Genomic DNA, 11,885 nt, shown 5'->3' with positions numbered 1-11,885 from the left:
TCCCTTTTTACTGCCCCCACAAACGCAAAAGAGCCAACCTCACGGTTGACCCCTTTTGCATGCTCAGCATGGGGCATCAGCGATGCCCGTTAGCACTCATTGTTGACAGGATGAGCACCTCAATGCGAATGGTCGTAATCACGCTGTTTCAGCTTGTTCTCAACCTTGTCTTTCGCTTCGCTGGCTTTCTCACTCACTTTCTCAGTCAGGCCGGCTTTGTGGTCGCGCTCGGTGGCTACGCCTGGCGACTGCGTGCCTACACCTGCTGCGGTAGCGGGTTTAACCCCTGCTGCACCGGTTGGTGACAGTTCGTTATCCAGTCCAGCCCGCGCATGGTCGATGTCCACTTCCTGACGACGTACTGTGTCATTAATGGTCTCGGTACGTTCACTGCCGTCAGTACGCACCACCACTTCTTCTTTCACGTGGGTCGTTTTGTTAATCACCGGCTGCTCGTGGGTTTCAGCCACTTCGACGGTTTTCTCTGACCAGTCCACTTCACCTGCCAGCGCCGGTTCATTCACCGAACGACGGAAGATGTCAGCGTGCTGCTCGTGCAGCGAGATATCTTCAGAGACCTGATCCGTCACGGTGTAGCGGCGGACCCGGGTTGAACCTTCACTCACCAGACGCTTACCGACTTCAATCTGTTCTTCCGCCAGACGCAGAATGTCTTCTTCGCTCTCATCACCGGTCAGTGAGGTGCGTCGTGGCTCAGCCTGTTGATCGCTAACCAAACGATCGTTGGTCTCTCCGGCAAACTGCTTACCGGCAGTCGGATTAATACCTGCTGCAGGTGCGCCGTTCTCAACGGTGCTTTGCATCCGCGATGGCACATCCACCGAGTCATGCGAGTGCAGAATGGTCATTGCACGCGCCAGTTTCTCTTCTTCAGTACGCAGCGTCAGTACCACGCCGCCTTTATCCATCGCTCTGGTGTAGACATCCGCCTGCTCTTTATCGACGGTGTGGCCAAACAGGCGCTGCCAGATGCTCGGGTGCTTAATCGACTGGCCTTCCTGCTGCAAACGTTCTCCACTGATAAGACTGATGTCCCGATCAGAAAAGCCTGCTTTCACGAGATTTCTTTTCGCGGCCTCTGCCTGAATCGCAGAATCGAACAGTGTTACGATTTTTTCTTGTGCCATGATAGATTCCTCTCTTGTTAGCTGTTTATTACCGATCGTCGTCTCTCTCTACTTTCACCTGCTGCTCACGTCGGGTAACCACATCCTGAAAAGGAACGCTGTCCTGCACTTTTCGGATGTGAATCTCCTCTTTAAGCACCAGTCTTCTGACTACTTCAATCTCTTCTTCTACTACCGGGATAATCAGTACACCGTTCTCTTCCCTGATTTCGGGCATCGTCTCGACGCGTTGTGCTTTCGCTACATGCTCAACCTCAACCTTCTCCCGGTTAAGCAGTGTACTGATCACCTCGTCATGCTCGGTTGTGGAACGGGTTACGCGGACATGTCCATCGACAACGGTTTGCTTTGTCAGCGCTATCTGCTCTTCAGCGAGCTTCAGCGTTACCTCAGCATCATTATTGTTTTCTGGCTGCCCCGCCATATATTCGCTCCCGTTAACTCAAGACTTTTAAATAATCGCCACAACTGCCTGACACAGTGATTAAGCATGAACACTCTCACGGATTTCGCAAGGCGGAATAAAACATTGATTGCAGTAAAAGTGCTGATAATGGCGTGCCGATCGGGTTATTTAACCGCATTTCCTGCCAGTCTCTGACATCAGATAAAAGATGAAAATAACCATAAAAACAGCATGTTGCCTGTATGCAACCTTCACCAAAAATAATAGCTTCACAAAGGCATTCAGCGTAAAAATAAACATTTAAGCCCAGCGGTAAAATTTACGTTAACCAGGAATAATCCGGCGAAAGATAACAATGATATAAATAAATATTAAAGAATATTACAGAGAATGAAATCATATTATCTGAACCAGCCAGGCTGGCAGATAAATAATCCATTCCTGTTTGAGAATTCTATTTAGACAGCAATTACAGAATATTCTCAAAGGTCTTATCAATGGATAAATTCAGGAACTTTCTCCTCGTCAGCTGCTCTTAGCAAGGCTGAATAAGCCATACAATTACAGACAGAGGTTGAGATGAAACTAGCACAACGCAGTGCGTGGGGATGGGGATTAGCGGCACTTCTGGTGGCGGGCAGTGCATCAGCCGCCAGCTGGCAGGATCAACTGAGCAGTGCAGCATCGCAGCTCAGCCAGCAGAACAACGGTAACACCTCCGGCACCACCCAACAGAATGGCGGTCTGTCACTCTCTTCCCTGACCGGGTTGCTGAACGGTGGCGACAAAGCGGTCAGCGCTAACAGCATGACCAACGCGGCGGGCGTGATGCAGTATTGCGTCGAGCACAACGTGGTGAAAAACAATGTGCAGTCGGTTAAAGATCAGGTGCTGAGCAAACTCGGTCTGAACACCACCACCGCGCAGGAACAGAAGACTGACTACACCCAGGGTGTGGCGGGTCTGCTGAATACCGGCAACGGCCAGCAGCTCAACCTGCAGAGCCTGAGCAGCTCGCCGATGGGCGAGAAGCTGAAAACCAAAGCCTGTGACGTGGTATTAAAACAGGGCAAAAACTTTATCTCCTGATAAAGCCGTAGCGCCGCTGCCTCCCCGCTTGAATCGACAAAGTGGGGAGCATTGGCCGGTCCAGTCCTCTCTGCACTTCACGCTGTGAACCCCGACACTCCCTTATCCGCACGTTGAGCGCTATAGTGTTGTTTTGATTTCTACAGGACAGCACGCATGAAAGGCATCAACATCGCACTTTACTTCGACCCCGATCGGATTCAGGCCTGCGTTCACGACCAGGACGACAGCTATTTCACCAAAAAATTCGAGTATGACGATGGCGTGATTGAGGAGATCTACCAGTGGCTGGATCAGTACGAGCCAAACCGCACTCATATCTGTCTGATTGAAAATGAAACCGCCGAGCTGCTGGCCGATGAGCTGGTCGACAGCGGCTTCCGCGTCCACCAGATCACCATGCACCAGCTGCTGAGCTGGTTTGCCGCCGAGCCACCGTCCACGCCAGACGGCACGCCGATGCGCGCCATGCTGCGCTTCCTCGAAGATGAACATCCACGTGAATATGAGTCACGCACGCCGCAAACCGAAGCGCTGATGGAGATGTTTGACGAGCTGGATGCGCTGGAGATGATCGACGATGCGGATGATGAAGATTCGCTGCCGGCTGATCTGCTGCGCGCGATGAAGAAACACAAAATCACCGCCAGCGCCGCGGCTCAGCGTCTGCTGCCGGACATCAACGAACGTATCCGCGAACATCTGATGCAGTACCCGGAACTGATGACGCCGGAAATCTTGCAGGATTTCTTCCCGGAATTAATCGAAGCGCTGGAGCGCCCGAAACACTAATCACTCACGGATGATTTAACATGCTGGAGTTAATCAAAGCGGTCAGTCTGGGGCTGGTGGTGCTGTTGCCGCTCGCCAATCCGCTCACCACCGTGGCGCTGTTTCTCGGCCTCGCGGGTGACATGAACTTTGAGGAGCGCAACCGCCAGTCCAGACAAGCCTCAATCTACGTCTTCGCCATCATGATGGTGGCGTGGTATGCCGGCAACGCGGTGCTGGATACCTTTGGCATCTCGATCCCGGGCCTGCGGATTGCCGGCGGGTTAATCGTGGCGTTTATTGGTTTTCGGATGCTGTTCCCGGTGAAGCCGGCCGGTCAGTCGGTGGAAGCAAAGCAAAAGCAGGATGAGCTGGATCACGCCAAAGAGCCGGTCAATATCGCTTTTGTGCCGCTGGCAATGCCGAGCACCGCCGGACCGGGCACCATCGCGATGATCATCTCTTCCGCCTCGACGGTGAGAAGCGGCATCGATTTTCCGGTCTGGGTGGTGAATACCGCGCCGGTGCTGACCTTTCTGCTGGTGAGCCTGATTTTATGGATTTCGCTGCGCAGTTCCGGGGCGATCATGAAAATCGTCGGCAAAAGCGGCATTGAAGCGATTTCGCGTTTGATGGGATTTTTGCTGGTCTGCATGGGCGTGCAGTTCGTGATTAATGGCGTGCTGGAAGTGGTACGCACTTTCCACTGAACATCAATAAAGGGTGCCCGTTGCGGGGCACCCTTTTCATTTTTACTTCAGCGTTTTCCGTACTTCAGCGACCTGATCTTTGCTCACTGCTGGCGCATTGTTGCTCCAGCCCTGACGGATAAAGGTTGCCAGCTGCGCCACCTCTTCGTCACTCAGACGCTGACCAAAGCCTGGCATCGCCAGTTTCGACGGCGCTTTCGCGGTCGAAGGCTGCTGCGCGCCGGCCAGGATGGTGTGGATCAATCCGGTTGGATCTTTGGCATTCACAATCGTCGCCTGATCCAGCTCCGGGAAGATCCCTGCTGCGCCCTTGCCGGTAACAAAGTGGCAGGCGCCACAGTTATCCAGATAGAGACGCTCGCCTTCGCTCAGGTTCTTCGCCGCGGTCAGCTTCGCTTCTGTTGCCTGCTGGGCCTTAACGTCGTAGGCCTGCAACGGCGGGTTACCGCCGAGGAATTTCAGGTAGGCGGCAATCGCTTTCAGATCGGCGTCGGTCATGTGCGAACTGCTGTGCTCAATCACCGAAGTCATCTCACCGCCGACCGCAGCTTTATCGTTGCGGCCGGTCTGCAGGTAATCCACCACTTCCTGCTCGCTCCAGCGCGGCAGACCGCGCAGTGACGGCACATCCCAGTTATTCAGGCTACCGCCCGCCAGGAATTTATCGTCACCGCTATCCAGCGCTTTCTCGTTCATGCCCAGACCGCGCGGCGTATGGCAGCTACCGCAGTGGCCCAGACTTTCGACGATGTAAGCACCACGATTGATCTCGGCAGAGGCGCCGCCAATCGGCTGGAACGGTTTGTCCGAGGTGAACGCCCAGTTCCAGAAGCGCATGCCCCAGCGCTGGCTGAACGGGAAGCTCAGTTTGGTTTCCGGCGGCTGTTCCGCGCTCGGCTGGACGCCTTTCATAAAGTAGATATACAGCGCGTGCATATCGGCATCGCTGATTTTGGCGTAATCCGGGTATGGCATTGCCGGATAGAGCCGCGATCCGTCCGGTAATACCCCTTTACGCACTGCATCAGAGAACTGCTGTTCGCTGTAGTTGCCAATGCCGTGGGTTTTATCCGGCGTGATGTTGGTGGAGAAGATGGTGCCGAGATTCGACTCAATCGCCAGCCCGCCCGAATAGTCCGGTTTGCCAGGTAACGAGTGACACGCCATGCAATCGCCCAGCCGGGAGAGATATTCACCCTGCTTGATCAGTTGCGCCTCATCTTCAGCGTGCGCTGGCAGGGCAAAACCGCTGGCCAACAGCACTGCGTTGGCGAATAAAAAGGATGTCAGTTTCAGCTTATTCATGCGCTTATGCCTGTACCAGTGGGCCGGGATTTTTCAGATACTGATCTTTGATCGCCTGTGCCGCCATTAGCGTAATGGCGCCGATGGTATCGGTCGGGTTCGCCTGGAAGTTCTGCGGGAAGGCGTTGCCGCCCGGCACAAACACGTTATGCACGTCCCAGCTCTGCAGGTACTTGTTCAGTGCCGAGGTTTTCGGGTTATCGCCCATCACCGCGCCGCCCACGTTGTGGGTAGAGACATATTTGGTCAGGTCGAAATCCGCGCCCATCGGCAGGAAGCTCATGCTCATGCTGTCCGGGTTCAGCTCTTTGGCGATGTTGCCGACAATGCCTTTCAGGTGCTGCTGCAGCTTCAACTCATTCTCTTTCCAGTTGAAGGTCATACGCAGCAGCGGCAGGCCACGGTGATCGTTGTAGTTCGGATCGAGATCCAGATAGATATCGCGGTAAGACTGACAGGTGGTGGTGATGCTGATCTTCATCGAATGACCGTACCACTCTTCCAGCCCCTCTTTGTAACCCAGGCCCCAGGTTGGCGTGCCTTTTGGCAGTGCGGTGCTGATCGGCGTACCGGTCGCCTGTGAGCTGTGGATCTTCGCGCCGCCGAGGAAGCCGAGCGAGGGACCATCAAAGTTGCCTGGCGAGATATCGTTAAACATCTGGCCGGTCGCGCCAGCGGTGGCGTACGGGTTGAAGTTTTTATCCTTGAAGAACAGGGTCGCGCCGCCGTTCGACAGGAAGGCGTAGTTACGCCCTACCACACCTTCTTCGGTGATCGGGTTGTACGGTTTGCCAATGCCGGACAGCAGCATCAGGCGCACGTTGTAGAGCTGGAAGCTGCTCAGCACCACAATTTTGGCTGGCTGGAAGCACTCGTTGCCCTGTGCATCGATGTAGATCACCCCTTTGGCGGTTTTCTTATCATCGTTCAGCACTACCTTGATCACTTCCGCGTTCACTTCGTAAGAGAAGTTCGGCATACGCTTCAGCGAATCCATTACCGCGGTTTGTGGTGAGGCTTTGGAGTAGTTGAGGCACGGATATTTACTGCAGTAGCCGCAGTAGTTGCACGGCGCGATCTGGTTGCCGTACGGGTTTTTCCACGCGCGTGACACGCAGGCTGACGGGTTCGGGAACGGATGGTAACCGAGCTTTTTCGCCGCTTCTTTAAACATCACGTTGTTCAGCGTGTCATCCAGCGCCGGCAGCGGATAAGGCTCCGAACGCGGACCTTCAAACGGATCGCCGCCTTCGAGGATCTGGCCGCGCAGGTTGCCGGTGTTGCCCGACTGGCCGCAAATCAGTTCGAATTTATAGTAGTAAGGCTCGATCTCTTCCCAGCTGAACGGGAAGTCCATCACCCGCATATCATCCTGCAGAATGCCCGGCTTGTAAGCCTCATCGACATAGGTCTTCAGTTTGATATCGGTCGGTGTCGGACGGATCAGCACTGCCGTCCAGTGCAGGCCGGAACCGCCAACGCCGGTGCCGGGTGCAAACGCGCCCCATTTACGGGTTGGCAGCGCCGTCTGGCTGCTGTTGTAGCGGACGGTAACCGCCACTTCTGCCGGGGTGGCGAACACTTTGTTGCGCACCGCGTAGGCGTATTCATCCGCCGGTTTTGGATAGGCGAACTCGTCGTAATCACGATCGCCGCCGCGCTCCAGTGCGCGCACTTCAAGTCCTGCCAGTGCCAGTTCGATGCTCATCAGCGAGCCGGCCCAGCCGAGGCCGCAGACGACGACGTCGACTTCTTTTTTAGTAACCTGTGCCATGATAATCCTGTTTCAAAACCCTGATTCGGAATGCGTCTTACGCGCGCTCGCCTTTAACACTGACCGGACCCAGCGGATACGGAACGTTGTGCTGTTTCACCCATTCGGTGAAGCTGGCACGCGCGCCCGGGAAGCCGATGGCGATCCAGGCTTTCATGCCTTTATTGCCGCCGTACATCGGGTCCGCGAGGTAGCCGTGCTTGGTATCGGAAAGCAGCTGGCTGAAGAACTGAGACGCCTTCAGGTTGGGTTCGCCCAGTGCCGCAAAGTCGATGCCGTTTTTATTTACCTGAGTCAGCACCGCATCTTTCTCTTCCAGCGTCAGCGCATGGAACGCTTTCTGGTGAGTGCTCTGCGACCACTGATTAATCAGCCGGATACTGGTCTGATACATCTGTTGCGGACGGAACGGGATCTGATAGCCCATGGTGGCGGGCGCCTGGGTGTTGAACGGGCCCTGCAGGTAGATTTCGCTGCCAAACTCTTCGCTGTGCAGCTGCTGATCGATAAAGATCGGCACGTTGGTTTCCAGCGCGCCTGGCGCTTTACCTTTGCCGCCCGCCGGAATCAAACGATCGGTGGCTGCGAGGATGAACTGCCATTCATCGGCAGAGAAAAAGATCGGTTTATAGTCAGCTAATTCCGGGGCGGCCATCTCTGCGGCCTGCGCAGCAGTAATACCTTTAAAGACCAGCTCACTTAATGGCAGCGCCAGTAATGAGCCCAGCAAAAATTTACGCCTGGTGGTGGGTTTTTGTAACAGCATATCCGCACGACTCTCATCTGCTAAATACCCGACTGATACGCTATGCAACAGAAAGGCTGGCAGCGCGAGCGGCTGGCAGGTCACCAGTCACTTCAGAGAATTAACGCGCACAGCACAGACGCCTGCAGAACCTACGAGGTGGGTATAATAATTTTTATGTGAATAACGGAACATATCGGTTAATAACCTGGCAATCTTAGGGATATAAATGTGTCTGAATGTAAAAATTGAATTTAAGATGTGTTTTAGTGAAAATTTATCATGGTGTTGCGTTGAGGTTACAGACAGGTAAAAGTTTTAGATCGAGGAAATTTATACTAAAACCACACAATCGTCGGGTAATCGCGGGTTTTTACCGCGCAACGACCGGCTATTATTTTCGGCTGGTCATCATTACGCCAAATAACCGATAAAAAAATATCATACTTCCATACAAGAGAATTATTCTCATTGGCAACATTATATTTACTTTCATTGCCAGACAATCAGCGCATGCGCAAATTGTGATCGGCAGCGCGTAAGCCGGATGATTTAAATAATGGACAAAATTACGCCAGAATAATCACGGCGGGTCATTATCGTTATTTGGTCATATGCCCGAGCTGGAGTGGCAATAATTGTGCAAAGCTCAGAACAAACCGGCATTTTGAGTTTTTACCGCGCCAGATAGAGTAGGTGAATCAACGACTCAGGATATCCTTTTATGCGCAAAACGCTCCTGTCACTGCTGACCGCAGTGGCGCTGGTTCACCCGGTGCACGCCGCCACGCCCGCCGATACGCTGGTGATTGCGGTGCCGCTCGATGGCATTATCAGCTTTGACCCGGCCGAAAGTTTTGAAACCATCAGCACCAGCAGCCTGCGTAACATTTATCAAACACTGCTGGAACCGAATCATCAGGATCCGCAGCAGTTATCTCCGCTGGCGGCCAGTCGCTGGCAGCCGGGCAATACCCCGCATAGCCTGGTATTCGATCTTAATCCGCAGGCCTATTTCGCCAGCGGCAATCCGCTGACCGCCCAGGATGTGGTGTTTTCGTTAACCCGCGCGGTGAAGCTGAATAAAGCGCCCTCGTTTATTCTGGGCGAGTTTGGCTGGACGCCGGACAATATCGACCAGCAGTTTACGGTGATTAACGACCACCAGCTTGAGCTGCGCTGGCCGGCACAAATCGGCAGCGATCTGGCGCTACGGCTGCTCACCGCGCCGGTGGCGTCGCTGGTCGACAGCAAACTGGCGCAACAGCATGCCGCCAACAACGACTACGGCAATGGCTGGCTGAAAACGCATTCCGCCGGCAGTGCCGCCTATGCCATCAAACAGTTCGTGCCGCTGCAGGCGCTGGTGCTGGAAGCCAATCAGTACAGTACGCAACAGCCGCATCTGAAGCGGGTGCTGCTGAAAGGCGTCGCCGAACCGGGAACCCGCCGCCTGCTGATCCAGCAGGGGGATGTGGATGTCGCCTACCAGCTCGGGCCGGATCAGATCGCTGCTGTAAAAGGCGTGAAGGATGTCCGGGTCGATGCCTTCCCCTCCAGCCTGATTTACTACCTCGGCTTTAATACCCAAAGCCCGCAGCAACCGGCGCTGGCCAATCCGGCGTTATGGCAGGCAGCACGCTGGCTGGTCGATTATGACAGTCTGGCGAATCAGCTGTTAAAGGGGCAATACCGCATTCATCAGAGCTTCCTGCCGGAGGGCTTTGATGGCGCGATTACCCGCACGCCGTTCCATTACGATCTGAACAAAGCCCGGTCGATTCTGCAACAGGCCGGCATCAAGCCTGGCACCCACATTGCCCTGACGGTGGTCAATCAACCGCCGTATATCGACGTGGCGCAGGCGTTGCAGGCCAGCTTCGCGAAGGCGGAGGTGAATCTGGATATCCAGCCGGTGGCGGAATCGGAGCTGTGGAGCAAAATGCGCAGCCGTGACTTCCAGGCGATCTTCTCTTACTGGGGCGCGGACTACGTCGATCCTAATACCAACGCCAGCACCTTTGCCTATAACGTGCCGGGCGGCGGCAAAACGCTGGCGTGGCGCGTCGGCTGGACCATTCCTGAACTGAGCGCGGCCACCCGCGCTGCAGCCGGTGAGAGCGATGCGGTCAAACGCCGCAGCCGCTACCAACAGTTGCAAACCCAGGTGCAGCAGCAGTCGCCGTTTGTGGTGATGTTGCAGGGCGCCACTCAGGTGGCGGTGCGCAGCAACATCCGCAACGTGCAGCAGGGCATCGGTGTCAGCCTGCTCAATTTCGAAGAAGTGCAGAAGTAACCGGCTCCGTTGCTCTGCGGAGCAACGGGCTGCTTTTCGGTGAAATCTTCTCCGCTTTCCCCCGCCCCGCTTGCTATTCTTCAGGCATAACCCGTTGCCTGAGAGTGGAAAATCATGACTTCGCCCCTGTTGATTGCCCGGACGCCCGACGTTCAGCTCGATCTATTACCGCAAATGGCCAATCGCCACGGTCTGATTACCGGCGCGACCGGTACCGGTAAAACCGTCACCCTGCAAAAGCTGGCAGAATCGTTCTCGTCAATTGGCGTGCCGGTATTTATGGCCGATGTGAAAGGCGATTTGACCGGCGTCGCGATGGCAGGCGAGTCGGGCGAAAAGTTGCAGCAGCGGCTGGCGAAAATTGGCGTTACCGACTGGCAGCCGCAGGCCAATCCGGTGATGCTGTGGGATATCTTCGGTGAAAAAGGCCACCCGGTGCGGGCGACCATCTCCGATCTCGGCCCGCTGCTGCTGGCGCGCCTGCTGAACCTTAATGAAGTACAGAGCGGCGTGCTGCAGATCATTTTCCGCATCGCCGACGATCAGGGCTTACTGCTGCTGGATTTCAAAGATCTGCGCGCCATGACGCAGTACATCGGTGATAACGCCAAAAGCTTCCAGACCCAATACGGCAACATTAACAGCGCCTCGGTTGGGGCGATTCAGCGCGGACTGCTGGCGCTGGAGCAACAGGGCGCGGAGCACTTCTTCGGTGAACCGATGCTGGATATCGCCGACTGGATGCGGGTCGACGATCAGGGTAAAGGCTTCATCAATATTCTTTCGGCGGAGAAGCTCTACCAGATGCCGAAGCTCTACGCCACCAGCCTGCTGTGGCTGCTGTCTGAGCTGTATGAACATCTGCCGGAAGCCGGCGATCTCGATCAGCCGAAGCTGGTGTTTTTCTTCGATGAGGCACATCTGCTGTTTAACGACGCGCCGCCGGTGCTGCTGGAAAAAATTGAACAGGTGATGCGGCTGATTCGCTCCAAAGGCGTTGGCGTCTGGTTTGTCACCCAGAACCCGGAGGATATTCCGGATCGGGTGCTGGGACAGCTCGGTAACCGGGTGCAGCACGCCCTGCGCGCCTTCACGCCGAAAGATCAGAAAGCGGTCAAAACGGCGGCCGACACCCTGCGCGCCAATCCGGCGTTCAGCAGCGTGGAAGCGATTCAGGCGCTGGGCACTGGCGAAGCGCTGATCTCCTTTCTCGATGCTAAAGGCAGCCCGTCCGTGGTAGAGCGGGCGATGGTGATTGCGCCTGGCTCGCGCATGGGACCGGTGACCGCAGATGAACGCAACGGCCTGATTAACCACTCACCGCTGTACGGCAAATATGACAGCGGCGTCGATCGTGAATCGGCATTTGAACGGCTGCAACAGGGCTTTCAGGCCAGCAGCGAACAGAGCAACGCGCCGCCTGCCAAAGGCAACAGCGTGGCGGTCGACGAGGGAATTCTCGGTGGGCTGAAAGAGATTCTGTTTGGCCGCACCGGACCACGCGGCGGCAAGCACGATGGCGTGGTTCAGACCATGGCGAAAAGCGCGACCCGACAGATTACTCAACAGATCATTCGTGGCGTGCTCGGCAGCCTGCTGGGTGGCCGTCGCCGCTGATAACGCTCTCTGCTAAGATCAGGA

At 55.4% G+C, this 11,885-nt stretch carries 10 protein-coding genes; 5 read left to right on the top strand and 5 right to left on the bottom strand.

The window, feature by feature from the left end; all coding sequences use genetic code 11:
* Positions 1-119: 119 nt before the first annotated feature.
* Entirely contained in the window at positions 120-1,148 is a 1,029-nt protein-coding gene (locus tag ABIB18_RS07595) for a YsnF/AvaK domain-containing protein (protein WP_069728818.1), read from the bottom strand.
* Between the two features lie 28 nt (positions 1,149-1,176).
* Entirely contained in the window at positions 1,177-1,572 is a 396-nt protein-coding gene (locus tag ABIB18_RS07590) for a DUF2382 domain-containing protein (RefSeq protein WP_354473906.1), read from the bottom strand.
* 561 nt (positions 1,573-2,133) lie between these two features.
* On the opposite strand from ABIB18_RS07590, the gene ABIB18_RS07585 reads away from it, so the two are divergent.
* The 3 genes from ABIB18_RS07585 to ABIB18_RS07575 all read left to right on the top strand — a co-directional run bounded on the left by ABIB18_RS07585 (position 2,134) and on the right by ABIB18_RS07575 (position 4,124).
* Positions 2,134-2,643 carry a YjjA family protein gene (locus tag ABIB18_RS07585; RefSeq protein WP_354473905.1) on the top strand — a complete coding sequence of 170 codons (510 nt, stop codon included), beginning with the start codon at positions 2,134-2,136 and terminating at the stop codon, positions 2,641-2,643.
* Between the two features lie 156 nt (positions 2,644-2,799).
* Entirely contained in the window at positions 2,800-3,435 is a 636-nt protein-coding gene (locus ABIB18_RS07580) for a hypothetical protein (RefSeq protein WP_031375808.1), read from the top strand.
* Positions 3,436-3,455: 20 nt separating this feature from the next.
* Positions 3,456-4,124, top strand: a complete 669-nt coding sequence (locus ABIB18_RS07575; protein ID WP_069728815.1) for a MarC family NAAT transporter — start codon at positions 3,456-3,458, stop codon at positions 4,122-4,124.
* A 42-nt stretch (positions 4,125-4,166) separates the two neighbouring features.
* On the opposite strand, the gene ABIB18_RS07570 is transcribed toward ABIB18_RS07575, so the two are convergent.
* Genes ABIB18_RS07570 through ABIB18_RS07560 form a run of 3 tightly spaced genes read right to left on the bottom strand, consistent with a single transcriptional unit; the run spans position 4,167 to position 7,969 of the window.
* Positions 4,167-5,429 carry a c-type cytochrome gene (locus tag ABIB18_RS07570; RefSeq protein WP_031375810.1) on the bottom strand — a complete coding sequence of 421 codons (1,263 nt, stop codon included), beginning with the start codon at positions 5,427-5,429 and terminating at the stop codon, positions 4,167-4,169.
* Positions 5,430-5,433: 4 nt separating this feature from the next.
* Positions 5,434-7,203 carry a GMC family oxidoreductase gene (locus tag ABIB18_RS07565; protein WP_031375811.1) on the bottom strand — a complete coding sequence of 590 codons (1,770 nt, stop codon included), beginning with the start codon at positions 7,201-7,203 and terminating at the stop codon, positions 5,434-5,436.
* A 37-nt stretch (positions 7,204-7,240) separates the two neighbouring features.
* On the bottom strand, positions 7,241-7,969 hold the full coding sequence (locus tag ABIB18_RS07560) for a gluconate 2-dehydrogenase subunit 3 family protein (protein ID WP_031375812.1): 729 nt from the start codon (positions 7,967-7,969) through the stop codon (positions 7,241-7,243).
* A 703-nt stretch (positions 7,970-8,672) separates the two neighbouring features.
* On the opposite strand from ABIB18_RS07560, the gene ABIB18_RS07555 reads away from it, so the two are divergent.
* Together ABIB18_RS07555 and ABIB18_RS07550 are read left to right on the top strand one after the other, a co-directional pair.
* Positions 8,673-10,244 carry an ABC transporter substrate-binding protein gene (locus tag ABIB18_RS07555; protein WP_354473904.1) on the top strand — a complete coding sequence of 524 codons (1,572 nt, stop codon included), beginning with the start codon at positions 8,673-8,675 and terminating at the stop codon, positions 10,242-10,244.
* A gap of 114 nt (positions 10,245-10,358) precedes the next feature.
* Positions 10,359-11,861, top strand: a complete 1,503-nt coding sequence (locus ABIB18_RS07550) for a helicase HerA-like C-terminal domain-containing protein (RefSeq protein WP_031375813.1) — start codon at positions 10,359-10,361, stop codon at positions 11,859-11,861.
* The last annotated feature ends 24 nt before the right edge of the window (positions 11,862-11,885 follow it).

It is taken from the genome of Pantoea sp. UYEF8, from assembly GCF_040546285.1.
GTDB lineage: Bacteria > Pseudomonadota > Gammaproteobacteria > Enterobacterales > Enterobacteriaceae > Pantoea > Pantoea brenneri.
The sequence above is the reverse complement of the archived record's forward strand: the minus strand, read 5'-3'. Positions and strand labels throughout refer to the sequence as shown.

Coding starts and splice junctions, on each gene's coding strand:
- ABIB18_RS07560 (WP_031375812.1), bottom strand. CDS start 7,969: ATGCTGTTACAAAAACCCACCACCAGGCGTAAATTTTTGCTGGGCTCA.
- ABIB18_RS07580 (WP_031375808.1), top strand. CDS start 2,800: ATGAAAGGCATCAACATCGCACTTTACTTCGACCCCGATCGGATTCAG.
- ABIB18_RS07590 (WP_354473906.1), bottom strand. CDS start 1,572: ATGGCGGGGCAGCCAGAAAACAATAATGATGCTGAGGTAACGCTGAAG.
- ABIB18_RS07550 (WP_031375813.1), top strand. CDS start 10,359: ATGACTTCGCCCCTGTTGATTGCCCGGACGCCCGACGTTCAGCTCGAT.
- ABIB18_RS07595 (WP_069728818.1), bottom strand. CDS start 1,148: ATGGCACAAGAAAAAATCGTAACACTGTTCGATTCTGCGATTCAGGCA.
- ABIB18_RS07575 (WP_069728815.1), top strand. CDS start 3,456: ATGCTGGAGTTAATCAAAGCGGTCAGTCTGGGGCTGGTGGTGCTGTTG.
- ABIB18_RS07565 (WP_031375811.1), bottom strand. CDS start 7,203: ATGGCACAGGTTACTAAAAAAGAAGTCGACGTCGTCGTCTGCGGCCTC.
- ABIB18_RS07585 (WP_354473905.1), top strand. CDS start 2,134: ATGAAACTAGCACAACGCAGTGCGTGGGGATGGGGATTAGCGGCACTT.
- ABIB18_RS07570 (WP_031375810.1), bottom strand. CDS start 5,429: ATGAATAAGCTGAAACTGACATCCTTTTTATTCGCCAACGCAGTGCTG.
- ABIB18_RS07555 (WP_354473904.1), top strand. CDS start 8,673: ATGCGCAAAACGCTCCTGTCACTGCTGACCGCAGTGGCGCTGGTTCAC.